We start from the raw sequence: 24,064 nt of genomic DNA, 5'->3' as shown, positions 1-24,064 counted from the left end.
CCGCCACAGGACAAAAGTGTGTTGACCGCATTTATACCGACCTGTGTGTGATTGATGTCACTGTGGAAGGGTTAAAAGTGATTGAGAAAGTCGATGGTTTAAGCTTTGCAGAATTGCAAGCCATGACCGGTGCTCCGTTGATGGATGCGACACAACAGAATTAATGATTTGAATCCCCCTAAATCCCCCTTTGCTAAAGGGGGACTTCTCTAGCTTCAAGTGCAGTGAGTCTCCCTCCTTTTTAAAGGAGGGATTAAGGGAGGATTCAAAGTCCAACAGCTCGTTCTTGTTACTTTTTTAAAAAATGAGTGACAACGTCACGCAAGAAAAACTTTGTCATCAACAAAACCTGTTCACCATGAACATCTATTCAATTGGATTGCAAAAATAATCCTGATAAGAATTTATGCAGGTTGTTGATGACGATAGGCTCCAGCAAATGCTGGGAAAGAATTTTAAAACTGTATTTGCTCACATGACTGGCGACATGGATGTCGCCTCGTTGCTCAGCACAACAGGGATGTTGTGTCTGAGCAACAAAGGGTTTTGTCACTTTTGCCCTATCAAAAGTGAGGCTTTGCCTACGCAAAGGAAAATGAATAAATCCATCATTTGTGGCAGTGACAACAACAGATTTCAAAATGGAAACGTAAGAATGAAAGACGCTTATATCATCGATGCCATCCGTACCCCATTTGGCCGTTATGCGGGTGGTTTAGCCCCAGTCCGTGCCGATGACTTGGGTGCTGTACCGATTCAAGCCTTAATGCAACGTAATCCAAGCGTGGACTGGAAACAGGTAGATGACGTGATTTACGGCTGTGCCAACCAAGCCGGTGAAGATAACCGTAATGTGGGGCGTATGTCGGCATTGTTGGCAGGTTTACCGGTTGAAGTGCCTGCCACCACAGTCAATCGTCTATGTGGTTCATCGTTGGATGCGATTGCGATGGCAGCCCGTGCGATTAAAGCCGGTGAAGCGAATCTGATCATTGCAGGTGGCGTAGAAAGCATGTCACGTGCTCCCTTTGTGATGGGTAAATCAGAAACGGCTTATGGCCGTAGCCAGAAGATTGAAGACACCACCATGGGATGGCGTTTTATCAATCCTAAGCTGAAAGCCATGTATGGTGTAGAGACCATGCCACAAACCGCAGAGAATGTGGCACAACAATTTCATATTGATCGTGCAGATCAAGACCAGTTTGCCTTGACGAGTCAACAGCGCACCGCAACCGCGCAAGCTCAAGGCTTTTTTAAACATGAGATCATCCCAGTGAGCATTCCTCAGCGTAAGGGTGATCCGATTGTGATCGATACGGATGAACATCCTCGTGCATCGACCACATTAGAAGGTTTGGCAAAACTGAAGCCAGTCGTCACAGCAGAAGGCACCGTCACAGCGGGAAACGCGTCAGGCATCAATGACGGTGCGGCTGCTGTACTGATTGCTTCGGAACAGGCCGTTGAACAGTACCAACTTAAACCACGTGCCAAGATTATTGCGTCCACGGCTGTTGGGGTTGAACCTCGCATTATGGGCTTTGCACCAGCACCGGCGATTAAGAAGCTGCTCAAACAAGCCAATCTCAGCATTGAACAGATGGATGTGATTGAGTTGAATGAAGCCTTTGCGGCACAGGCACTGGCGGTTACCCGTGATTTAGGTTTGGCAGATGACACAACACAAGTAAATCCAAACGGTGGTGCGATTGCGATTGGTCATCCACTCGGTGCATCGGGTGCACGTTTAGTCACCACGGCCTTAAACCAATTGGAACAAACGGGAGGTACTTATGCCTTATGTTCAATGTGTATTGGGGTTGGTCAAGGCATTGCAATGATTATTCAGCGGGTTTAAAGCAGATTTAAGGATAGCGATCATGAGCCAGTTATATGCCAGCTTATTTTACCAAAACGAGGTGACTGAAATTTTTAGTGATCGCGCGTTGGTGTCTTACATGATTGAGGCGGAAGTTGCCTTGGCACAAGCGCAGGCTCAAGTCGGTGTCATTCCAGAATCTGCGGCAAATGCAATTTCTCAAGTTGCACAGACTGCGATTGATCAGATTGACTTTGATGCTTTGGCTGTTGCAACAGGCTTGGCGGGCAATATTGCGATTCCTTTTGTGAAGCAATTAACTGCAATTGTGAAACAACGCGATGAAGATGCTGCGCGTTATGTGCATTGGGGTGCAACCAGTCAAGACATTTTAGATACCGCATGTATTTTGCAATGTCGTGCTGCGCTGCAACAGGTGGAGTCTTTAATTCATCAGTGCTACCGCACTGCATTGACCCAAGCGGAACAGTACCGCTCACAAGTCATGATTGGACGCACATGGTTGCAGCAAGGTTTACCTATTACGTTGGGGCATAAATTCGCGCGCTGGGCTTCAGCCTTTCATCGTGACTTAGCCCGTATTGACGCCATGAAAGCACGTGTTTTCACTGCACAATTAGGCGGTGCAGTCGGTTCATTGGCTTCATTACAAGCACAGGGTACTGTTGTGGTTCAGGCATTTGCCATCCAATTACAGCTTTCTGTTCCAACCTGCACTTGGCATGGTGAGCGTGACCGTATTGTCGAAATCGCGAGTGTCCTAGCGATGGTGACAGGTAGTTTGGGCAAAATGGCGCGTGACTGGTCATTGATGATGCAAACCGAAATAGCCGAAGTGTTTGAACCCACAGCGCAAGGGCGTGGCGGGTCATCGACCATGCCGCATAAACGTAATCCTGTCGCTGCGGCATCGGTTTTGGCAGCAGCTAATCGTGTGCCTGTGTTGATGTCGAGTTTGTATCAAAGCATGGTGCAAGAGCATGAACGTAGTTTAGGTAGCTGGCATGCGGAATGGCTGGCATTGCCTGAAATTTTCCAACTCTGCGCGGGTGCTTTAGAACGGACTTTGGATGTTCTACAAGGGATGCAAGTCAATGCTGAAAATATGCAACGCAATTTGGAATGTACCCAAGGCTTGATTATGGCGGAAGCTGTGATGATGGCTTTGGCACCGCATATGGGTCGCTTACAGGCTCATCATGTCGTTGAAGCGGCATGCAAAACAGCCGTGGAAAAAGGTCTTCACTTAAAAGAGGTCATTACTGAACTCGATCAAGTCAAAGCCTATTTTAGCGCAACTCAGATTTCAGAAATTTTTAAACCAGCGTCATATCTCGGCAATATTCAAGATCAGATTGATGCGGTTTTGCAGGAAGCAAAAGGAGAGGCAAAGTGAATATCACAATGACCAATCGTCAAGGCAAGACCTTATCTGTTGCGATCAGTGGGCAAGACAATGCGCCTGTGATTGTATTTTCAAACTCATTGGGTACCGATAAAGGCATGTGGCAGCCACAAGTTGCTGCCTTTGAACAAAAGTTCAAAGTGGTGACTTATGACACGCGTGGTCATGGGCAAAGTGATGTGATTGAGCAGACCACTGTACAAAATCTTGCAGAAGATGTGATTGATATTCTGAATGGTTTAAACATTGAAAAAGCGCATTTCTGCGGCATTTCAATGGGTGGCATGACGGCTTTGTGGCTCGGTATTCACCATGCAGATCGTTTTCATAGCATTACTGTTGCCAATTCAGCAGCCAAAATTTGGACTGAAGAAGGTTGGAATGCACGTGCAGATGCTGTGACAGCGAATGGCTTAGCAGATTTGGTCAAAACTACGCATACACGCTGGTTTAGTGAGCAGTTTGATTATCAACACGATGCTCTGGCGCAACGCACCATTCAGTCTTTAGCCACTACACCAGCATTGGGTTATGCAGAATCTTGCCGAGCGCTCGCACAAGCGGATCTATCGACTCAAATTCAACAGATTCAGATTCCAACTTTAGTCATTGCAGGTGCATTTGACCCAGTTACCACAGTGGCAGATGGCATCTTTATGCAACAACAAATTCAAGCGAGTGAACTGGTGGTGATTGATGCATCACACCTGTCCAATATTGAGCAACCTGAGCTGTTTAATCAAACCCTCAGTCAGTTCATTGGATCGATTCAATAGTTTAAGGATTTTTAAAAGGACTTTCAGCCCAAGGAGGCAGGTATGGCGTCTCAGGAATACGCTACTCAAAAAACGAGTATAGACGCACAAGCACTGATTAATGATGCACCGATTAGCAAATATCAGTGGTTGATCGCAATTGTATGTTTCTTCATTGTTTTTGTTGACGGTATTGATACTGCGGCAATGGGTTTTATTGCGCCAGCCTTGGCACAAGACTGGGGGATAGACCGCTCGCAACTAGGTCCAGTCATGAGTGCGGCTTTAGGCGGCATGATTATTGGTGCTTTGGTGTCTGGTCCAACTGCTGACCGCTTTGGGCGAAAGATTGTTTTAAGTGTTTCGATGCTGATATTTGGTGGTTTTACTTTGGCATCGGCATATGCGGCTGACTTAAATACCTTGGTGATACTGCGCTTTTTAACCGGTATTGGTTTGGGTGCAGCGATGCCGAATGCAACCACGCTATTTTCTGAATATTGCCCACAGCGCTCTCGCTCGTTACTCGTGACTTGTATGTTCTGTGGTTATAACTTGGGTATGGCGACAGGTGGTTTCATCAGCAGTTGGTTGATTCCAACTTTTGGTTGGCACAGCCTATTCTTATTGGGTGGTTGGTCTCCACTGATTTTGATGATCTTGGTGATTTTCTTCCTGCCAGAATCCTATCGTTTCCTGATTGTGAAAGGTCGTGACAGCGAAAAAGTCCGCAAAATTTTGACACGTATTGCACCTGAAAAAGTACAGGGTGTTACTGAATTTCATGTGCCTGAAGAAAAAACCGAAGGTGGTGAGAAGAAAGGCGTGTTTGGCATGCTGTTCTCTCAGAAATATGTCAAAGGTACGGTTTTATTGTGGCTGACCTATTTCATGGGTTTGGTGATGATCTATCTTCTTACCAGTTGGTTACCAACCTTAATGCGTGAAACAGGCGCAACGATGGAACGTGCTGCATTTATCGGTGGTTTATTCCAGTTTGGCGGTGTCCTCAGTGCTTTATTTATTGGCTGGGCAATGGACCGTTTCAACCCGAACCGCATTATTGCAGGCTTCTATTTTGTCGCTGGAATCTTTGCTTTTGCCGTAGGTCAGAGCTTAGCAAATCCAACATTACTTGCCATTTTAGTGCTTTGTGCGGGTGTTGCAATTAATGGTGCACAGTCGGCTATGCCAGCACTCAGTGCTCGTTTTTATCCAACCCAATGCCGTGCAACAGGTGTGGCGTGGATGTCTGGGATTGGTCGTTTCGGTGCGGTATTTGGTGCATGGATCGGCGCAGTTTTACTGGGCAATGATTGGTCGTTTACTGCCATTTTAAGTCTGCTGTTAATTCCAGCAACAGCAGCAGCGGTCGCTATTTTTGTTAAATCACTGGTTGCACATACAGATGCGATCTAATTGAGGTTTCTCCCATGAATGATGAACAACGTTATGAACAAGGAATTACCGTACGCACTGAAGTGTTGGGTGAAAAGCATGTCGGTCGTTCACTTGAGAACTTGAATGATTTCAATGCCGACTTTCAAAATTTTATTAGCCGTTTTGCGTGGGGCGAAGTCTGGTCTAGACCGGGCATGCCACGCCATACCCGTAGCTTAGTCACCATAGCTGTGTTATTGGCGTTGGGCCGTGAAGATGAACTGCGTATGCATTTACGTGCTTGTTTTAACAATGGTGTGACCAAGGACGATTTAAAAGAGTTGATTTTGCACTGTTCACTGTATGCCGGTTTACCCGCAGCCAATGCAGCCATGCATATGGCAGAAGAAGTTTTTGCAGATTTAGGCATTGCCCCGCAAAAACTGAGTGAGCAGTCGTTAAGCCAAGAACAAACGAACCAAGAGTAATGGAACAAGATTAAGAGGGACGTCACATGTCGCAACTTATTTTAGGTGCTTATGCACAACGTAATACCGATGATCATCCGCCAGCATACGCACCCGGCTATAAAACCAGTGTATTACGCTCGCCAAAAAATGCTTTGATTTCGATTGCAGAAACCTTAACTGAAGTGACTTCACCGCAGTTCAGTGCTGAGCAATTTGGACCTAAAGATAACGATTTGATTTTGAACTATGCCAAAGAAGGTCTACCGATTGGTGAGCGCATTATCGTGCACGGCTATGTCCGTGATCAGTTTGGTCGTCCAGTCAAAAATGCCTTGCTTGAAGTGTGGCAAGCCAATGCTTCAGGTCGTTATCGTCATCCAAATGATCAGTTTATTGGTGCGATGGACCCGAACTTTGGCGGCTGTGGTCGCATGATGACCGATGCCAATGGCTATTTTGTATTCCGTACCATTAAGCCGGGTCCGTACCCTTGGCGTAACCGTATTAATGAATGGCGTCCTGCACATATCCATTTCTCCTTGATTGCAGATGGTTGGGCGCAGCGTCTTATTTCTCAGTTCTACTTTGAAGGCGATACGCTGATTGATTCGTGTCCGATTATTAAAACCATTCCTTCGGAACAACAACGTCGCGCGCTGATTGCTTTAGAAGATAAGAGCAATTTCATTGAAGCAGACAGTCGTTGTTATCGCTTTGACATCACTTTACGTGGTCGTCGTGCGACATATTTCGAAAATGATTTGACTTAATTCAGGGAGAACAACATGAACAATTGGAACTTTCAAGAATTGCATGAAACTCCATCTCAAACAGGTGGGCCATACGTACACATTGGTTTGTTGCCAAAACAAGCCAACATTGAAGTGTTTGAAAACAACTTCAACAATCAGTTAGTTCAAGAAAAAACCTTGGGCGAACGTATTCGCTTAGAAGGTCAAGTGTTCGACGGTTTAGGTTTACCGTTACGTGATGTGTTGATTGAAATCTGGCAGGCCGATGCCAACGGTGTGTATCCAAGTGCGGCCGATATTCAAGGCAAAGCGGTCGATCCAAACTTCCTTGGTTGGGGTCGTACAGGCGCAGACTTTGAAACAGGTTTTTGGAGTTTCAATACCATTAAACCGGGTGCGGTTCCGGGACGTAAAGGGACTACTCAGGCACCGCATATTGCACTGATCATCTTTGCACGTGGGATTAACATTGGCTTGAATACCCGTGTGTATTTTGAAGATGAAGCCGAAGCCAATGCACAAGATCCTGTACTTAAAGGTATTGAGTGGGCACCTCGTCGTCAAACCCTCATCGCAAAACGTGAAGAGCGTGATGGTGAGGTGGTGTATCGCTTTGACATTCGTATTCAAGGCGAAGATGAAACGGTCTTCTTAGACATCTAATCGTCAGAATTGGCAAGAACAGCTATTTCATGACTGTTCTTGCTGAAATGATCTAATTTTATGCGTGGTGATGGCATGACCAGTTTCATCCATTCCACGTATGTTTTCGACTGATGACAGAAGTCAGGCAATAGTCTGAAAATACAAGGAAATGTAATGATTACCATCAAAAAATTAGCGATGCAACTCTGCTTAAGCAGTGCTGTTTTAGCCGCAATGCCATCTGCATTTGCAGGCGACACTGCCCCTGCGACACAACACTATATGGTCAAAAATCTCAATATTGGTGATTTACCTGTCAAAACCATTGTACCGATTACCGCAAAAACAGCAGAGCAAGCCCTTGCCCAAGCAAAAGTGATTGCCAGCAACCCCAATGCAGATTTGGCTGAGTTTCGCATCGACTTATTAGAGTTTTCTGCCGACACCAAAAAAGTGATTGCATTGGGTCAGCAGTTGAATCAAATTTTAAAAGACAAACCGTTGATCGCCACCATTCGTACGCATAACGAAGGCGGGAAAATGACGGTGTCTGACCAAGACTATGAAAAGATTTATCGTGAATATTTGAAAAAGCCATTCATGCAATTGCTGGATATCGAAATGTTCCGTGATGCAGAAAGTGTCGCAAAATTAACCAAATTGGCGCATGATAAACATGTGTTAGTGATTATGTCGAATCACGATTTTAATAAAACGCCAGAACAACAAGAAATTGAAAACCGTTTGCTGAAACAAGATCAGATGGGGGCCGACATTCTAAAAATTGCGGTGATGCCAAAGTCAAAACAAGATGTCTTTACCCTTATGAATGCCACGCTGGCTGTAAGTCAAAAAAGTCAGAAACCCTTACTGACTATGTCAATGGGGCAGTTGGGCACCATTTCACGTGTAGCGACCGCCAATATGGGCGGCAGTTTAAGTTTCGGCATGATTGGTGAAGCCTCTGCCCCGGGTCAAATTGATGTGACTCAACTCAAACAGTTGCTGAAAACCGTACAACCGACCCCTTAAATGCACTGTGTTATTCATCTTCAAGGATAGAAAAGGATCTAAAATATGAAACCATCAACCTTACGTTTGACCACATTGGTTTTGAGTTTAGCGGCTTCAGGTTTTGCCAGTGCAGAAACTTATATTGTGGATCGTTATCAGGACGATACTGCAAAAGGTTCACTACGTTGGGCAATTGAACAATCGAATGCCAATGCTGCACAAGAAAATGAAATTCAAATCCAAGCTGTGGGACAAGCACCCTATGCAATTAAACTGAATCAGCCTTTACCGCTAATTAAGTCTTCAGTGAAAATTATTGGGGCGCAATGGGACAAAACGGGCGAGTTTATTGCGATTGATGGTTCCAACTATATTAAAGGTGAAGGCGCGAAAGCCTGCCCAGGAGCAAATCCTGAACAGTATGGCACCAATGTCCGTACCATGACTTTACCGGGTCTTGTTCTGCAAGATGTGAATGGTGTGACTTTAAAAGGTCTGGATATTCATCGCTTCTGTATTGGTGTTTTGGTGAACCGTTCAAGCAATAACTTGATTCAACATAACCGTATCAGTAATAACTACGGTGGTTCAGGCGTGATGTTGACGGGTGATGATGGTAAGGGCAATCCGACCTCGACCACCACCAATAACAACAAAGTTTTGAACAACTTGTTTGTAGATAACGGCGATGGGCTTGAGCTCACTCGTGGTGCGGCATTTAACCTTGTCGCCAATAACCTGTTCACCTCAACCAAAGCCAACCCAGAGCCGTCGCAAGGTATCGAAATCTTGTGGGGCAATGACAATGCGGTGGTGGGGAACAAATTTGAAAACTATTCTGATGGTTTGCAAATTAACTGGGGCAAGCGTAATTACATCGCCTATAACGAACTGACCAATAACTCAATTGGCTTTAACCTCACGGGTGATGGCAACATTTTTGACAGTAATAAAGTTCACGGTAACCGTCTTGGCATCGCCATTCGTTCAGAAAAAGATGCGAATGCACGTACAACGTTGACCAAAAACCTAATTTGGGGCAATGGCAAAGATATTAAACGCTGTGAGGCAGGTGGTTCGTGTGTACCCAATCAGCGTTTAGGTGCCATTGTATTTGCTGTTCCTGCACTTGAACATGCGGGCTTTGTGGGTTCTCGTGGTGGCGGTGTGGTCATTGAAGCGGCGAAACTGCAAAAGACTTGTACACAGCCGAATGAACAAGGCTGTAATGCGATGCCAAACCAAAACATTCAAGCACCTCGTTTGAGTTATAGCAAAGGTCAAGTCACGGCTGAAGTTCAGGCGCAACCGAATCAACGCTATCAGGTTGAGTTTTTTGCCAATCGTCAAGCGAAGAGTCAAGAAGCAGAGCAATACTTAGGCATGCAAGTTGTGACAACGAATGCACAAGGTCAAGGTCAAGCAACATGGAAAGTGGCAAGTGGTGTGGCCAATGTCACTGCCAATGTCACAGACCATTTGGGTGCAACTTCTGAACTGAGTCCAGCCGTTCGCATTAAATAATAAAAACCGCATGGAAAGCTCACTAAGTGTGAGTTTTCCACACAGAAAAGGATGTTTGGTATGCAACAACTATTAAAACTAGGCACATTATCTTTGGCGCTTTTAACTTGCCAATTGGCTTCAGCCAATGAATTTTATTCGGCAGACCGTCAATGGTTATTGGGTGATTGGAACGGTGAACGGAAGCAACTGGAAGATCAAGGTTATAAATTTACAGCAGCAATTATGAGCCAAGCAGCGACTAATTTGGCTGGCGGTTATAACGATGACAATAGTTTTGAAAATGCTGCACAGCTCACGCTGGGTGCCAATTTTGATTTAAACAAAATTGCGGGTTGGGAAAATACCACCGCAGCAATCATGATAACCAAGCGAGATGGTAATGCCTTAACGCTTGAACGCATTAAAGACCCACGTGCTAGTACCTTGGGGAACAGCCAAGAAATTTATGGCCGTGGCAAAATTTGGCGCTTAACTCAAGCATGGATTAAAACCGGATTTGATGATAACCGTGTCCAATTCAAGATTGGTCGCATGGGCATGTCGGATGACTTTAACAGCTCACAATGTGAATTTCAGAATTTACTTTTGTGTGGTGGGCAGTTAGGTAAATCCATCGGTTCGATTTGGTATAACTGGCCTGTCAGTTTATGGGGCACCAATGTGAAATACCAATTTGCACCAGATTGGTCGCTTGGTGTTGGGGTCTATGAAGTGAATCCAGACAATGTCAAAACAGATTCAGCCAGTGATGGTTTTAATCTTGATATGGACAATGTCGAAGGGGCCACTATTCCAGTTGAACTGGCATGGAAACCTAAACTGGCTACATTTAATGCTTTACCGGGCGAATATAAACTCGGTGCGTTGTACTCCACGGCTGAAGCAAAAGACATTCGCAGTGGTGAAATGCAAGATGGAAAATACAGTTTTTGGCTGAATGCACAACAACAACTGACCCAACATGGGGCAGATCCGAAGCGTGGTCTATACATCAGCTTTAATGGGGTAGTGAACGATAAGGCCACAACATTTGTAGAAAGTACACAACAATTGGCGCTTTGGTACAAAGGTCCATTCGATAGCCGTCCTAATGATTCCATCGGATTTGGTTTGGCCAACTATGTCGTGAATGACCGTGCGACGGACAAGCAAATTGCCACCAACGAAGGTCGTGGTTATTACAGTTACGATGCACTTGCCAGTGACTATGTCCCAATTCAACATGACGAACTCAATGTTGAGTTGAACTATACCTATCAATGGTCGCCTGCGGTGATGCTCAGACCTAACCTGCAATATATCTATCAACCTTCTGGTGTGAAAGAAGTGGATGATGCGTGGGTTGCTGGTTTAACCATGAAAGTGAATTTCTGACAGCACTTAGGTTAAAATGATTAAAATATAACCAATATTGCTGCCCAGTTTAAACATGTTAGTCGATGCTTTCACAGGTTAAACCTGTGAAAGCATAAAAATTTATTTGTGATGATAAATGATACTCAAAGGAGAGAGGGAGTGATCATTTAAACTCACGGCACTAGGAGTAAGATCTATGTCTGAAGCTCAATCTAAGCCAAAACCCATATTTAAAATATGGTGCTTTATTCTTGGCTTGGCCTTATTGTTGACAGGCCTGTTCTATTTAATAGGTGGTGGAAAGCTCATTAGTTTAGGTGGCTCTTGGTACTTCTTTATTGCAGGCTTAGTGACCATCGTTTCATCGATTTTCATTTTTAGAAAAAAAGCCCTTGGGGTTGGATTATTCAGTTTAGTCTTTGTAGGCACTGTCATTTGGGCATTGATTGATACTGGCTTTGAATTTTGGCCACTGCATTCACGCTTAATGTTCCCAGCAGGTTTATTTGCTGCCGTGCTATTCACTTTGCCATCTATTCGTAAATATCAGCAACAAACTGCAATGTCTGCACCTGCTTATGTTGTAGGTGGACTGACTGTCCTAGGCATGTTGGGTGGTATGTACGGTATGTTTATTCCACATCCAACAGTGGAAGCTTCTGGTCAGGAATTACCGCTTGTCCCAGTGGCACCAAATAAACAGCAAGTCAATTGGGATCATTACGGTAGTGATGCGGGTGGTAGCCGTTTTGCCGCACTGGATCAAATTAACCGTAATAACGTATCTAAGTTAAAAGAAGCTTGGCGCTTTCAAACGGGAGATAAAACCACAGGTTCAGGCAATGGTGCAGAAGATCAGATGACCCCATTGCAGGTCGGCAATAAAGTATTTTTGTGTACCCCGCATAACAACATCATTGCTTTGGATGCAGACACGGGTAAACAAATCTGGAAAGCCGAAGTCAACTCTAAAGCCGATGCTTGGGAGCGTTGTCGTGGCGTTGCGTATTTCGATTCAACGCAAGCCTTGGTACAGCCAACATTGGCAGGTGCCAATGCGGTCACTGCTGTGGCAACCAATACCGCCTGCCCACGTCGTGTTTATACCAACACACCTGATGGTCGTTTAATTGCAGTGAATGCCGATACAGGTGAGCGTTGTAAAGACTTCGGGGTCGATGGGACTGTGAATTTGCTTGAAGGCTTGGGTGATGGAACTAAAGCGCCTCGTTTTGAAGTCACTTCAGCACCAACCATTGCAGGTACGTCCATCGTTATTGGTAGCCGTATTGCCGATAACGTGGGTGCAGACATGCCGGGTGGCGTAATTCGTGCATACGATGTCATTACAGGTCAATTGCGTTGGGCATTCGATCCACGGAATCCAAATCCGAACTATGTACTCAAACCGGGTGAAACCTATAAACGTAGTTCAGCTAACTCATGGGCTGCAATGTCTTATGACCCACAAATGAATACCGTGTTCTTACCGATGGGAAGTTCTTCGGTCGACCTTTGGGGGGCAAACCGTCAGCCATTGGATCATAAATACAATACTTCGGTATTGGCGCTAGATGCGACTACAGGTAAAGAAAAGTGGGTCTATCAAACAGTACATAATGATTTATGGGACTTTGACTTGCCTATGCAACCAAGTTTGGTGGATTTCCCACTGAAAGATGGTTCGACGAAACCTGCTGTAGTCATTGGTACGAAGTCTGGTCAGTTCTTTGTGCTTGATCGTGTCACAGGTAAACCTTTGACCAAAGTCATTGAACAACCTGTTAAAGCCGCAGACATTCCAAATGAACAATACAGTTTGACTCAACCGCGTTCCATTGAAATGCCACAAATTGGCAATCAAATGCTCACTGAATCTGACATGTGGGGTGCTACGCCATTTGATCAATTGATGTGTCGTATTAATTTCAAATCAATGCGTTATGAGGGGCTTTTCACTGCACCAGGTACTGATATTTCATTGAGCTTTCCGGGTTCACTCGGTGGCATGAACTGGGGTTCTATCGCTTTCGATCCAACCCATCGATATATGTTTGTGAACGACATGCGTTTAGGGCTTTGGATTCAGTTGATCAAGCAAACGCCTGAAGATTTGGCCATTCAAGCCAATGGCGGTGAGAAAGTGAATACCGGTATGGGTGCTGTGCCAATGAAAGACACACCATACAAAGTCAACAAAAACCGTTTCTGGTCAGCCTTAAGTATTCCTTGTCAAAAACCACCTTTTGGTACCATGACTGCAATTGATATGAAAACTCGTCAAATTGCATGGCAGGTTCCTTTGGGTACAGTCGAAGATACAGGTCCTATGGGCATTAAGATGGGCTTAAAAGCACCGATTGGTATGCCAACTATTGGCGGTCCAATGGCAACACAGGGTGGTTTGGTATTCTTTGCTGCAACGCAAGATTACTACTTACGCGCCTTCAATTCATCCAATGGTGAAGAATTGTGGAAAGCACGTTTACCTGTGGGTAGCCAAGGTACACCAATGAGCTACATCTCACCAAAAACGGGTAAGCAATATGTAGTCATTTCTGCTGGTGGCGCGCGTCAGTCACCTGACCATGGCGATTATGTGATTGCTTATAGTTTAGAAGACTAAAACGTATTATTGTTGGGAGAGTCCTTCCTTGCGGAGGGGCTTTCCACATTCCTACCAAGATGATAAGAAAAGGATGTCTTGTGAAAGTACATAATCGCAATCCATTTCCCTTTAACTATGCGTTTTTGACAACGGTTATTTTACAGTCGATGGCATTGCATGCTCAAGACATAGCCGAATATCAACTTCCTGTGATTAAAGTCCAAGCAGTGCGTACTGAAAGTAAATTATTACAGGCACCCGCTTCGATACAGAAAGTGCAAGCTCCAGAGTCTCAACTCAACACGAATGTGAATGTGTCTGAACTATTGCAAGGTGTGGCGGGTTTACAAATCAATAACCGTGAAAATTACGCGCAAGATTTGCAAATTTCCATGCGTGGCTTTGGTGCGCGTTCTACTTTTGGTGTGCGGGGCATACGCCTCTATGTCGATGGTATTCCTGCCACCATGCCCGATGGTCAGGGGCAAAGCTCCAATATTGATTTAGACAGCTTGGACAATATTGAAGTTTTGACAGGTCCATTTTCTTCACTTTATGGAAACTCATCAGGTGGAACCATTCTAACCGAGACCAAAGAAGGGCAAGGGAAAGACTCGATTCAAGTGGGTCTAAATGCAGGTAGCCACCATAAACAACAAGCCAATATTCAATTACAAGGGGGTTCACAGCAGGCCAATCAACCGGCTTATGTGATCAGTTCTTCCTATTTTGATACCGATGGTTTCCGTGATCATAGCGCTGCGCGAAAAGTGTTGAATAATGCCAAGCTCACTTGGAATTTGGAGGATGGCAGTAAAATCAACTGGGTCATGAACCGTGTTGATATAAATGCCGACGATCCACAAGGTCTAAATCGTGAGCAGTGGAAAGCCAATCCGAAGCAAGTAAATGATGCTAAAAATATCTACGATGTGCGTAAAGAAATTGAGCAAACCCAAACAGGGCTGACGTGGACCAAGCCGCTGAATGACCAGAATGAACTCTATGCGATGTTTTATTTGGGTAACCGACAAGTGGTGCAATATCAGTCTATTCCCAGCAGCGCACAAAAAAATCCACGTCATGCGGGTGGGGTGATTGATTTTGATCGGGATTATTATGGTGCGGACTTCCGTTGGACGGGGAAAGAACTTTTGCCGAATACCACGCTGGTTGCAGGCATAGCGCTAGACCGTATGGTCGAAGACCGTAAAGGTTATAAAAATTATAATCATGCAGATACATTTGGCGTGAAAGGTGATTTACGTCGTGATGAAAATAATACTTTATGGAATCTCGATCCTTATGTGCAAGCCTCATGGCAGTTCTTGCCAACGTGGCATTTAGATGCAGGTTTGCGCTATAGCAATGTGCATTATGAGTCGGATGATCATTACATTGTCGCTGGCAATGGCGATGACAGTGGTTCAACGGATTATCAAAAATTATTGCCTTCTGTGGCATTAGGTTGGGAAATTTTACCTGAGCTTTATGCGTATACCAGTTATGGCAAAGGCTTTGAAACCCCAACCTTTACCGAAATGGCTTATAACACCGATCCTTTAAAATCAGGTATGAATTTCACTTTAAAACCTGCAAGTAGCGATAACTACGAACTCGGTTTAAAGTCGCAAAATCCATTTGGATTGTTTACTTTTGCAGTTTTCCAGACAGATACAGAAAACGATATTGTGACGGCGGGAACGCGTGATGGTCGAGCAACTTTTCGTAATGCGGACAAAACTACTCGACAAGGTTTAGAGCTTTCATGGAAACAAAAGATTTGGAAAGCATTCAATATTCAATCGAGTTTGAGTTATATCGATGCTGAATTTGATAGCAATACAGCAGAAATAGCGAATCCAAATGATTCAACAAAACCGTATGCGAAAGCCATTAATAAAGGAAATAAGATTCCCGGAATTGCCAAAAACCAAGCGTTTACCCGTATAGCATGGCAACCAGAGCAGGGCTTTCAAGCAGGCTTAGAAGCACGCTATATGGATAAAATCTATGTCGATGATATCAATTCGGATACTGCGCCAAGTTATACCGTAGTGGCGGCAAATGTCGGTTATTTATGGGTGAATCAGGACTGGAAAGTGAATACTTATGCCCGAGTCGATAATTTATTTGACCGCAACTATATCGGCTCAGTGATTGTAAATGACGGTAATGGTCGCTTCTTTGAGCCTGCGGATGGGCGTAATTTTAGTGTCGGAATGAGTGTGAACAAGACTTTCTAAGAATGCTCACAGTAAAAACTAAACAAGGGGCTGAATAGTCCCTTTTTTACGATGTAAAATCTTTCATGGTTTAAATACTCGTTTTTTTAGCCTAAATTTGCTTAAATACGCCTCGAAAAATAACAAACAGACATTGGGCTTTATATGAATAAATTTGCCAATACTTTGGTTTTTGCAACATTGTGTAGCAGTATGCTTTTAACGGGTTGTGATTTCTTTAAAGGAAAGAAAGACAGCGCTGAAGCAGAACAAGCAGCACCCGCAGTTAATGAGTGGGACTGTAGCAATGAAGCAAAATTAAAAGAGATTAAGGCCGCTTTACAGCAAGACTATTTGAAAAAGTTAGATAAAGCTTTACGTAACTCGAGCTATTATCAGGCAGATAAAAACCTGACCGATACCATTACGCAGCATATTCAATTTGAAGTCAAAAGCATTACTACCGTGACCGAACAACCTGACACAGCGAAACAACTGGAATGTCGCAGTGAACTAGTGGTGAAAATGCCGAAAGGTTTACAGCAACGTGCACAAAATGGTTATGAAACAGAAAGTTGTGATGAGTGTGATCGCTATGGTACGTTGAACGATTTACTGGAAAGTGAAGCATATGGTTTAACGATGCAAAATGATCAACTGAAAGGATCATTTGATTATCAACTGATTAAAACGGATAAAGAGGGTATTCAACTCCAGCTACCCAAAGAAAATAAAGTGTTAGATGGTCTAGTTTATATCACCGAAAAAGCAGTACAACTCGCCGCTTATGAAGCTGAAAATCAACAGTATGAAAATATGCGGGATACGCAAGATCAAAAACAAGCAGAGCAACAAGAACTCGCTCAGAAATCTATGGATATCCGTCAGAAAGAACTCAATGCTGATCAGGCGAAAGTGGTGGAGCGTTTAAATCAAACTTGGGATCGTTTTAGTAGTGAGCAAAAAGCACAATTGCAACAGGACCAGTCCGATTGGTTTGAAAAAAGGGATGTGGATTGTAAAGTGATTGCACAAACCAGTATTCATAATATTGCTGAAAAAGATCGTGAAACTTATCAACAGCATTACGATTATTGGGATGAGCAAATGAAAGCACAAAATCAAGACATGCAATACACCAAATGCTTTAATCAAAAAACGTCGGAGCGTATTGTTTATTTGAATAATGTCTTTAATTAATCAAAAAGCGGCTTGAAATAAAAAGGACGAATTGATTCGTCCTTTTTTTATTGGCATGCTTAGCACAGAAATTGAGAGTAAAAGTAGACATGCGAATAAGTTTTATTGGTGCAGGACGTGTCGCCTACCATTTGGCGTCTGCTTTAAAGCAACATCATCAAATTGTACAAATTTATAGTCGAACTTGGGAAAAGTCACAACATTTGGCAGCGCAGTTGGCAGCACAAGCGTGTCCATCGTTATCCGATTTATCATCGGAGATTGATTTGCTCATTCTTGCTGTTAGTGATCAATCGATTGCCGCCGTCATCGCTGAAGTTGCACCATTATTGCCAGAGGTTCTGATCGTACATACTTCAGGTAGTACCGATTTGGTCATGTTGCAGCAACACCACCCACGTGCGGGCGTGTTTTATCCTTTACAGACCTTTAGTTTGGAACGAGAGGTAGATTGGAAACAAACACCATTATTTATTGAAGCTGCAAATGAAGACGATCAAAAACAATTATTAGATTTGGCTCAACAGTTGAGCCAGCGTGTCTATGCTTATAGTTCGCAGCAACGTTTAAGCCTGCATTTGGCTGCGGTATTTGCCTGTAATTTTGCCAATTATTGTTACGACATGAGCAAGCAAATTGTGGATCAGACGCAAGTTGATTTTAGTTTATTGTATCCGCTGATCTTGGAAACAGCAGCAAAAGCCACACAAAATGATCCGAAAACTATGCAAACTGGACCTGCGGTACGCGGTGATGTGAATATTTTGCAGATGCATCAAGCGATATTAGCGGATTTGAACCGACCCGATTTTGCGGCGGTTTATGCGTTGATGAGTCAGCAAATTATGCAGCGACATAGTTAATTGAAGGATGAATAACTCGTGTACCTGTAATAAAAACAAGTAAAGCCGCTGAAAAAGTGGCTTTTTTTATGCATTAGGATTCGGTAGAGTGCTTCTGAAAATAAATACAAACAATTAGAGGGTGTATGCGTTCACATTTATTATTAGAACAGGTGCAGTGGAAAGATCTTGTGCAGTTAGGCCGTACCGATATCATCAGTGAGTTACTCATTTCTTTACCATGGTTACTGGTCTCATTCATTTTCGCAGGTTTTCAGTGGTATCTTTTGGCACTGTTTTGCTCGTTTATGTTTTTCTTAACAGGGCTTAGACAAGTGCATAATGCCTTTCATTTTGCTTTAGGGATTAGCCGACCCGCGACACATTGGGTCATGTTTATCTTAAGTATTATCATGTTAGGCTCAATGCATGCGGTACAAATTAATCACCTTCGACACCATCAGCACTGTATGCAAGAAGAGGATATTGAAGCAAAAAGTGCAACCATGAAGTGGTGGCAGGCTTTGTTATTTGGCCCTATTTTTCCGTGGATGTTACATAAAAAAGCCTTTGAGGTTGGAAGCAAGACGCAGAAAAAGTGGATGTCCGCTGAGCTCGTTGCCAATGTGATTGTACTGTTTATGGTTTTTTTGATCTTGGATATCAATATTTTAAAATACCATGTCAGTGCAATGTTGATTGGGCAATGCATGACGGCTTTTTTTGCGGTATGGACGGTGCATCATGATACGGAAGATCATATTTATATGGCACGTACAGTACGTAATGAGTTTAAGCGGGTCGTGACCTACAACATGTTTTATCATGTGGAGCATCATTTGTTTCCAGCAGTGCCGACACGACGTTTACATATTTTGGCAAAACGCTTAGATGAATATGATCCGACGGTTGAAATTCGGCATGTGTTTTAATCATTCAGAATAAAAAATAGGGCATTTAGCCCTATTTTTTTAGATACAAAACTTATTTAATTTTCTTAAATAAGAAGTCGTTAATTTTATGACCTTCTTCCAGTCCACGACGTTCAAACTTGGTCTGTGGACGCCAGTCTGGGCGCGGGTAGCTGTTGCCTTTACCTGCCATATTTTCAAGATTTGGACGGTTGTCGAGCACATCAAGCATCCATTCCGCATACGGTTCCCAGTCTGTCGCTGCGTGGAATGTTCCACCCATTTCTAACTTTTGTTCAACCAGTGGCATACGGTCATGTGACACGAAACGACGTTTGAAGTGACGTTTTTTCTGCCATGGGTCAGGGAAGTAAAGTTGCACAGCGTTGATGCTGTTGTCTGGCATTTCACGGAGTACTTGAATTGCATCGGCATCTAAAAGACGAAGGTTGGTTAAACCCGCCATGCCAGCTTCATATACACATTGTGCAATACCAGGAACGTGTACTTCAATTCCGACATAGTTACGTTCTGGATTGGCTTTTGCCATAAGCACCAGTGAACGACCCATACCAAAACCAATTTCCACGGTTAATGGACGTTCAGGATGCTCAAAATGCTGGCGTAAATCACCTACTGGATATTCCAAAATTAAGTGACCATATTGTTCAAGCGCAGTACGTTGAGAAGTATTCAGCGGAGAAGAGCGACGCATAAAAGTCACAATTTCGCGATGCTCATTCAAGTTGTCTAGCTCGATGACTTGCGGTTCTAATAGATCGGTTGACATAACTTTGGCAAATGTAAAATTCGAAAGCGGTATTTTAAATCCTGAGACGGGCAAGTCAAATTTTTTACCACGATTTCGGTAATTAAATTGTTTTTGAGTTTTTCAAATTGATATTGCCCTGACTGATATAACATCAAGTTAAGGAATTTGAATGGAATCGGTAGGTGTAATCAAGTGTAAATAAAAAAGAGCTGAATGAAACAGCTCTTTAATGATGTAAAAACATCAAAGCGGATTATAGCGGTCAATCAGGGTACTACTCGCCTCATTTAAACCCACCACTTCAATGTCGATGCCTTGATCTCTAAACTTTTGCACAACGGTATTCAGCATATTGACGGAAGTAATATCCCAGACATGGGCATGGGTCAGATCCAGAATCACATGTTTGGTATAAGTTGTGAAATCAAAGAATTGATAGAATTTTTCAGTACTACTAAAGAAAATTTGTCCTGAAATTTGATATTGTAAAGTTTGAGAGTTAATCAATTTAGATTGAACTTTCACTTCACTTTCCAGTTTATTTACAAGAAACAGCGCGGAAAGACAGACACCGACAAATACACCTAAAGCTAAATTGTGCGTTGCTAAAACAATAGCCACCACACTCAGCATGACAATGTTGCTTTGTTTGGGATGCTTGCGAAACTGTTTGACCGAGTCCCAGTTAAAGGTGGTAAAAGACACCATAATCATAATGGCAACCAGTGCTGCCATCGGAATATAAGCCAACCAATCTTTTAAAAACACCACCAGACAGAGCAAGAATACACCAGCTACCAAGGTAGAAAGTCGTGTACGAGCGCCTGAACTCACATTGATGATGGATTGACCAATCATGGCACAACCTGCCATACCGCCCATAAAACCACTAATAATATTGGCAAAACCTTGTCCGCGGCATTCTTTATGACGATCACCTTCTGTTCCTGTGACTTCATTCACAATGGTGGTGGTCATCATGGTTTCAAGTAAACCAACTGTGGCTAAGGTCATTGCGTATGGAAAGATGATTTTTAAGGTTTCAAGATTCAGTGGAATGTCTGGAATTAAAAAAACAGGCAGTGTGTCTGGGAATTGACCTAAATCACTGACTGTTCGCATATCTGCACCAAAAACGAGAGCGACTAAACTGAGTAAAATAATACAGACTAATGGTGCAGGCAGTAATTTGCCAATTTTAGGCATATACGGAAATAAATAGACTATTACTAGACCTAAAGCCACAAAGCTATAACCGATAAAATCCATTTTCTGTATTTCAGGAATTTGTGCCACAAAAATTAAAATAGCGAGTGCATTAACAAAGCCATAGACCACAGATTGAGAGACAAAGCGCATCAATTTTGCAACTTTAAAATAGCCCGCAATAATCTGAATACAACCTGTCAAAATGGTGGTCGCAAATAAGTATTGAAGACCATGATCTTTGACCAAGGTAATCATCAACAATGCCATAGCACCTGTCGCTGCAGAAATCATGGCAGGACGTCCACCAAAAAAGGCAATGCTCACTGCAATACAGAATGAGGCATATAAACAGACTTGTGGGTCAACACCTGCAATTGCCGAGAATGCAATCGATTCAGGAATGAGGGCTAAACCAACCACAATACCAGCAAGTACATCTGTACGAATATTGGATAACCATTCTGATCTTTTAAGGCTAATCACGACAACATTTCATAAAATTTAAAGAATGTGTATGTTAAAACATCTAGCAATAAAAAATCACACAGGATTAACTTGAAAAATTGTAGAAATTGAACAATATTCAAAAGGTAATTGTTTTTATATGTTTTATATAACAGTTACGTTTTTGCAATTTACAGGTCTGATCGCTTGAAAGTTTGTCAAAAGTAAGTTTAAAAGAAGTAAAGAGTTAGATAACAAGGATCATATATGAAGCTTTATTATTCCCCAGGTGCATGTTCACTGGCATCTCATATTATTCTAAATGAAATTAATGTCGATTTTGATCTGGTTCGCGTAGACCTAAAAACCCATAAAACAGAAAAAGGTGAAGATTATTATGCAATTAATCCTAAAGGCTATGTTCCTGCCTTAGAAATTAATCCAGGGTTAATTCTGACTGAAAATGTGGCAATTTTACCTTTCCTTGCTCAGCATGATCCTAAACAGGATTTAATTCCGCCATCAGGTTTAGGACGTGCCAAAGTATTGGAATGGTTGGGTTATCTTAACTCCGAGTTACATGATGCCTATGCTGTATTTTTTGGTGGTCCTTTATCGGAAGAAGCCAAAACCAAAGCATATGCAGAAATTGATCGTTTATTAACCTATATTGATACAACCATTGCAGAATCTGATCACGATTACTTGGTCGATGATAATTTTGGTCCAGCAGATGCGTATTTATTTGTGCTGACAAATTGGTCAAATTCGATTGAGCATGATTTAACGCCTTATACGAATATTATTGGTATACGTCATAAGGTTGCCGAGCGCCAGTCTGTGCAAATGGCGATGCGTGATGAAGGCTTAATCCCTTAATAAGGGACATTTGACTTCAAACGTGCAGTAAAAAATGCCTCGTGTAGAGGCATTTTTTTATTGATATTCAGCATATTCACTAAAATCTATATCTTGTAATTGAATCTGATATTTATTTTTAAGCGTGCTCCATTCGGTCTTTACTGGTTGTGCTGTTTCAGCAAACTCATTTTTACCCGTGGTGCTTTTTACTTTGCCAGTAGAAAAATTAATGCTCTTTTCTGTAATGTCACCTGAAGCGCGATGGAAATCATTACTATCAAAACCAATTAAATTAAAGTCATTATTTTGATAACGAAAAGTATAGTTATTATTGGTGACATACCAAGAACCGCAACTTAACCAGTAATGTAAGCTAATTTTTAACAGTCCTTTAGCAATCGTAATTCCGCCATCTTCTAAGGGATCAGCAAGGCAAGGGGATTCTTCATCATTCTCCGTTGGAAGTGAGTAATTTTCAGTCATCAGTTGATAACTTTGAGCTGTTTTAAATAACACCAAAAGTTTTCTTGGATTCAGATTTAAGCGATCACTGCCTAAACCTTCATGGCTTTTGATATTGTTTGGATTATTCTGTTGAATAATAAGAGCCGCATCTATTTGACCATCACGGTTTAAGTCCCCAGTGGCTGTTTCTAAAATTTTCCAACCTTGTGGTACAAACTTCGAATAACTGGAAGTATCTGATGCGGCAAATGTTAATGAGCTTAAGGTGGCGAGTGTAAGAGCAAGTATATTTTTTAGCATGTTGATCTCAAATATTATTATAAGAAAATTGTAGCAAGCATAAAAAATGGATTCCGAAGAATCCATTTTAAGCCAAGTATTATTTAAAGAAATAACCCGTTTCAGGCGAACTGGCATTTGCCATACGTTTACGTGGCATACGTCCTGCAAGGAATGCTTCACGACCAGCTTCAACGGCTTTTTTCATAGCTGATGCCATTAAAATTGGATTTTGAGCAGCAGCAATCGCAGTATTCATCAGTACGCCGTCACAGCCTAATTCCATCGCAATCGCAGCATCACTGGCTGTACCTACACCAGCATCAACGATAACTGGAACTTTGGCATTTTCTTTGATAATTGAGATGGTGTGCGGGTTTAAAATACCTAAACCAGAACCAATTAAACTGCCTAAAGGCATAATCGCAACGCAACCCATGCTTTCTAATTCTTGCGCGACAATTGGGTCATCCGAGGTGTACACCATAATCTCGAAACCATCATCAATCAGTGTGCGTGCTGCTTTTAAGGTTTCAGTGATGTTTGGATACAGCGTTTTTTCGTCCCCCAAGACTTCCAGTTTTACCAGATTGTGACCATCTAATAGTTCACGCGCCAACATACAAGTGCGTACTGCACTATTTGCATCAAAGCAACCTGCTGTGTTTGGTAAAATGGTGTATTTTTCAGGAGGGATTACAGAAAGTAAATTCGGTTGATCAGGGTGTTGCCCAATGTTCACACGACGAATTGCGACTGTGACAATTTCAGCACCACTGGCTTGAATGGCTAAATCAGTTTCATTCAAATCTTTATATTTACCTGTACCCACTAACAAACGTGAGTGAAAGGTTCTTGAACCAACAATAAGAGGGGTATCTTCCATGGGAGCTCCGAATTAGCCGCCACCGACGGCCTGAATAATTTCAATGCGATCTTGATCACAAATTGGGGTTTGTTCGAGTTTAGACTTAGAAATAATCATTTCATTTTGTTCTACCGCAAAGCGTTTGCCTTCCAGTTCTAATTCCTGAACCAGTTGTAAAAGATTGCGACAAGTGGTGTCTTTGGCTTCACCATTCAGAAAAATTTGCATGTTTT

The 24,064-nt window shown here is 42.8% G+C and carries 22 protein-coding genes and 1 pseudogene; 17 read left to right on the top strand and 6 right to left on the bottom strand.

Annotated features, from left to right (window positions below; genetic code table 11):
- Nucleotides 1–164 (top strand): annotated as a pseudogene (locus E0H82_RS14905) (3-oxoadipate CoA-transferase); the annotation flags it as partial.
- 206 nt (nt 165–370) lie between these two features.
- Here E0H82_RS14905 and E0H82_RS16570 read toward each other — a convergent pair.
- On the bottom strand, nt 371–640 hold the full coding sequence (locus tag E0H82_RS16570; RefSeq protein WP_165492964.1) for a hypothetical protein: 270 nt from the start codon (nt 638–640) through the stop codon (nt 371–373).
- A 15-nt stretch (nt 641–655) separates the two neighbouring features.
- On the opposite strand from E0H82_RS16570, the gene pcaF reads away from it, so the two are divergent.
- From pcaF to E0H82_RS14830, 15 genes are all read left to right on the top strand, one after another.
- Nucleotides 656–1,861 (top strand): 3-oxoadipyl-CoA thiolase, encoded by a 1,206-nt coding sequence (gene pcaF, locus E0H82_RS14900; protein ID WP_131265512.1) that lies wholly within the window; start codon nt 656–658, stop codon nt 1,859–1,861.
- 22 nt (nt 1,862–1,883) lie between these two features.
- The gene (pcaB, locus tag E0H82_RS14895; protein ID WP_131265511.1) at nt 1,884–3,239 is read left to right on the top strand and encodes a 3-carboxy-cis,cis-muconate cycloisomerase; all 1,356 of its coding nucleotides are present in this window, start codon (nt 1,884–1,886) and stop codon (nt 3,237–3,239) included.
- Nucleotides 3,240–3,247: 8 nt separating this feature from the next.
- The gene (gene pcaD / locus E0H82_RS14890; RefSeq protein ID WP_228258673.1) at nt 3,248–4,024 is read left to right on the top strand and encodes a 3-oxoadipate enol-lactonase; all 777 of its coding nucleotides are present in this window, start codon (nt 3,248–3,250) and stop codon (nt 4,022–4,024) included.
- Nucleotides 4,025–4,066: 42 nt separating this feature from the next.
- Nucleotides 4,067–5,422 carry an MFS transporter gene (locus E0H82_RS14885; RefSeq protein ID WP_131265509.1) on the top strand — a complete coding sequence of 452 codons (1,356 nt, stop codon included), beginning with the start codon at nt 4,067–4,069 and terminating at the stop codon, nt 5,420–5,422.
- Between the two features lie 14 nt (nt 5,423–5,436).
- Nucleotides 5,437–5,871, top strand: a complete 435-nt coding sequence (gene pcaC, locus E0H82_RS14880) for a 4-carboxymuconolactone decarboxylase (protein WP_131265508.1) — start codon at nt 5,437–5,439, stop codon at nt 5,869–5,871.
- Nucleotides 5,872–5,897: 26 nt separating this feature from the next.
- The gene (pcaH, locus tag E0H82_RS14875; RefSeq protein WP_131265507.1) at nt 5,898–6,623 is read left to right on the top strand and encodes a protocatechuate 3,4-dioxygenase subunit beta; all 726 of its coding nucleotides are present in this window, start codon (nt 5,898–5,900) and stop codon (nt 6,621–6,623) included.
- A 15-nt stretch (nt 6,624–6,638) separates the two neighbouring features.
- On the top strand, nt 6,639–7,268 hold the full coding sequence (gene pcaG, locus E0H82_RS14870; protein ID WP_131265506.1) for a protocatechuate 3,4-dioxygenase subunit alpha: 630 nt from the start codon (nt 6,639–6,641) through the stop codon (nt 7,266–7,268).
- A 156-nt stretch (nt 7,269–7,424) separates the two neighbouring features.
- Nucleotides 7,425–8,282 carry a type I 3-dehydroquinate dehydratase gene (aroD, locus tag E0H82_RS14865; RefSeq protein WP_131265505.1) on the top strand — a complete coding sequence of 286 codons (858 nt, stop codon included), beginning with the start codon at nt 7,425–7,427 and terminating at the stop codon, nt 8,280–8,282.
- Between the two features lie 45 nt (nt 8,283–8,327).
- Nucleotides 8,328–9,788 (top strand): NosD domain-containing protein, encoded by a 1,461-nt coding sequence (locus E0H82_RS14860; RefSeq protein WP_131265504.1) that lies wholly within the window; start codon nt 8,328–8,330, stop codon nt 9,786–9,788.
- A gap of 60 nt (nt 9,789–9,848) precedes the next feature.
- Entirely contained in the window at nt 9,849–11,165 is a 1,317-nt protein-coding gene (locus E0H82_RS14855) for a carbohydrate porin (protein ID WP_131265503.1), read from the top strand.
- Between the two features lie 178 nt (nt 11,166–11,343).
- Entirely contained in the window at nt 11,344–13,773 is a 2,430-nt protein-coding gene (locus E0H82_RS14850; protein WP_131265502.1) for a glucose/quinate/shikimate family membrane-bound PQQ-dependent dehydrogenase, read from the top strand.
- Nucleotides 13,774–13,922: 149 nt separating this feature from the next.
- Nucleotides 13,923–16,001 (top strand): TonB-dependent receptor, encoded by a 2,079-nt coding sequence (locus E0H82_RS14845; RefSeq protein WP_165492965.1) that lies wholly within the window; start codon nt 13,923–13,925, stop codon nt 15,999–16,001.
- Nucleotides 16,002–16,145: 144 nt separating this feature from the next.
- Nucleotides 16,146–17,180, top strand: a complete 1,035-nt coding sequence (locus tag E0H82_RS14840; protein ID WP_131265500.1) for a DUF1311 domain-containing protein — start codon at nt 16,146–16,148, stop codon at nt 17,178–17,180.
- An 89-nt stretch (nt 17,181–17,269) separates the two neighbouring features.
- Complete coding sequence (locus E0H82_RS14835) at nt 17,270–18,043, top strand: Rossmann-like and DUF2520 domain-containing protein (RefSeq protein ID WP_131265499.1); 774 nt, start codon at nt 17,270–17,272, stop codon at nt 18,041–18,043.
- A gap of 125 nt (nt 18,044–18,168) precedes the next feature.
- The gene (locus E0H82_RS14830) at nt 18,169–18,954 is read left to right on the top strand and encodes a fatty acid desaturase family protein (RefSeq protein WP_131265498.1); all 786 of its coding nucleotides are present in this window, start codon (nt 18,169–18,171) and stop codon (nt 18,952–18,954) included.
- 52 nt (nt 18,955–19,006) lie between these two features.
- On the opposite strand, the gene trmB is transcribed toward E0H82_RS14830, so the two are convergent.
- Nucleotides 19,007–19,723, bottom strand: coding sequence for a tRNA (guanosine(46)-N7)-methyltransferase TrmB (gene trmB, locus E0H82_RS14825; protein WP_131265497.1), 717 nt, complete (start codon nt 19,721–19,723; stop codon nt 19,007–19,009).
- Between the two features lie 225 nt (nt 19,724–19,948).
- The gene (locus E0H82_RS14820; protein ID WP_131265496.1) at nt 19,949–21,397 is read right to left on the bottom strand and encodes a SulP family inorganic anion transporter; all 1,449 of its coding nucleotides are present in this window, start codon (nt 21,395–21,397) and stop codon (nt 19,949–19,951) included.
- A gap of 228 nt (nt 21,398–21,625) precedes the next feature.
- Here E0H82_RS14820 and E0H82_RS14815 point away from each other — a divergent pair, with 228 nt between their 5' ends.
- On the top strand, nt 21,626–22,237 hold the full coding sequence (locus E0H82_RS14815; RefSeq protein WP_131265495.1) for a glutathione S-transferase N-terminal domain-containing protein: 612 nt from the start codon (nt 21,626–21,628) through the stop codon (nt 22,235–22,237).
- 57 nt (nt 22,238–22,294) lie between these two features.
- On the opposite strand, the gene E0H82_RS14810 is transcribed toward E0H82_RS14815, so the two are convergent.
- The 3 genes from E0H82_RS14810 to thiS form a co-directional block, all read right to left on the bottom strand.
- Nucleotides 22,295–22,984, bottom strand: a complete 690-nt coding sequence (locus tag E0H82_RS14810) for a hypothetical protein (protein WP_131265515.1) — start codon at nt 22,982–22,984, stop codon at nt 22,295–22,297.
- Between the two features lie 79 nt (nt 22,985–23,063).
- On the bottom strand, nt 23,064–23,849 hold the full coding sequence (locus E0H82_RS14805) for a thiazole synthase (RefSeq protein WP_131265494.1): 786 nt from the start codon (nt 23,847–23,849) through the stop codon (nt 23,064–23,066).
- Between the two features lie 12 nt (nt 23,850–23,861).
- A complete protein-coding gene (thiS, locus tag E0H82_RS14800; protein WP_116758899.1) occupies nt 23,862–24,059 on the bottom strand; it encodes a sulfur carrier protein ThiS in 198 nt (65 codons plus the stop codon).
- Between the last annotated feature and the right edge of the window lie 5 nt (nt 24,060–24,064).

The organism is Acinetobacter sp. ANC 4910 (genome assembly GCF_004331035.1).
Classification (GTDB): Bacteria; Pseudomonadota; Gammaproteobacteria; order Pseudomonadales; family Moraxellaceae; genus Acinetobacter.
This window is presented reverse-complemented; position numbering and strand designations above follow the sequence as displayed.

What these genes read in the sequence shown, in the direction of transcription:
- pcaF (WP_131265512.1), top strand. Translation starts at nt 656, where the DNA reads ATGAAAGACGCTTATATCATCGATGCCATCCGTACCCCATTTGGCCGT.
- pcaB (WP_131265511.1), top strand. Translation starts at nt 1,884, where the DNA reads ATGAGCCAGTTATATGCCAGCTTATTTTACCAAAACGAGGTGACTGAA.
- pcaD (WP_228258673.1), top strand. Translation starts at nt 3,248, where the DNA reads ATGACCAATCGTCAAGGCAAGACCTTATCTGTTGCGATCAGTGGGCAA.
- E0H82_RS14885 (WP_131265509.1), top strand. Translation starts at nt 4,067, where the DNA reads ATGGCGTCTCAGGAATACGCTACTCAAAAAACGAGTATAGACGCACAA.
- pcaC (WP_131265508.1), top strand. Translation starts at nt 5,437, where the DNA reads ATGAATGATGAACAACGTTATGAACAAGGAATTACCGTACGCACTGAA.
- pcaH (WP_131265507.1), top strand. Translation starts at nt 5,898, where the DNA reads ATGTCGCAACTTATTTTAGGTGCTTATGCACAACGTAATACCGATGAT.
- pcaG (WP_131265506.1), top strand. Translation starts at nt 6,639, where the DNA reads ATGAACAATTGGAACTTTCAAGAATTGCATGAAACTCCATCTCAAACA.
- aroD (WP_131265505.1), top strand. Translation starts at nt 7,425, where the DNA reads ATGATTACCATCAAAAAATTAGCGATGCAACTCTGCTTAAGCAGTGCT.
- E0H82_RS14860 (WP_131265504.1), top strand. Translation starts at nt 8,328, where the DNA reads ATGAAACCATCAACCTTACGTTTGACCACATTGGTTTTGAGTTTAGCG.
- E0H82_RS14855 (WP_131265503.1), top strand. Translation starts at nt 9,849, where the DNA reads ATGCAACAACTATTAAAACTAGGCACATTATCTTTGGCGCTTTTAACT.
- E0H82_RS14850 (WP_131265502.1), top strand. Translation starts at nt 11,344, where the DNA reads ATGTCTGAAGCTCAATCTAAGCCAAAACCCATATTTAAAATATGGTGC.
- E0H82_RS14845 (WP_165492965.1), top strand. Translation starts at nt 13,923, where the DNA reads ATGGCATTGCATGCTCAAGACATAGCCGAATATCAACTTCCTGTGATT.
- E0H82_RS14840 (WP_131265500.1), top strand. Translation starts at nt 16,146, where the DNA reads ATGAATAAATTTGCCAATACTTTGGTTTTTGCAACATTGTGTAGCAGT.
- E0H82_RS14835 (WP_131265499.1), top strand. Translation starts at nt 17,270, where the DNA reads ATGCGAATAAGTTTTATTGGTGCAGGACGTGTCGCCTACCATTTGGCG.
- E0H82_RS14830 (WP_131265498.1), top strand. Translation starts at nt 18,169, where the DNA reads ATGCGTTCACATTTATTATTAGAACAGGTGCAGTGGAAAGATCTTGTG.
- trmB (WP_131265497.1), bottom strand. Translation starts at nt 19,723, where the DNA reads ATGTCAACCGATCTATTAGAACCGCAAGTCATCGAGCTAGACAACTTG.
- E0H82_RS14815 (WP_131265495.1), top strand. Translation starts at nt 21,626, where the DNA reads ATGAAGCTTTATTATTCCCCAGGTGCATGTTCACTGGCATCTCATATT.
- E0H82_RS14810 (WP_131265515.1), bottom strand. Translation starts at nt 22,984, where the DNA reads ATGCTAAAAAATATACTTGCTCTTACACTCGCCACCTTAAGCTCATTA.
- E0H82_RS14805 (WP_131265494.1), bottom strand. Translation starts at nt 23,849, where the DNA reads ATGGAAGATACCCCTCTTATTGTTGGTTCAAGAACCTTTCACTCACGT.
- thiS (WP_116758899.1), bottom strand. Translation starts at nt 24,059, where the DNA reads ATGCAAATTTTTCTGAATGGTGAAGCCAAAGACACCACTTGTCGCAAT.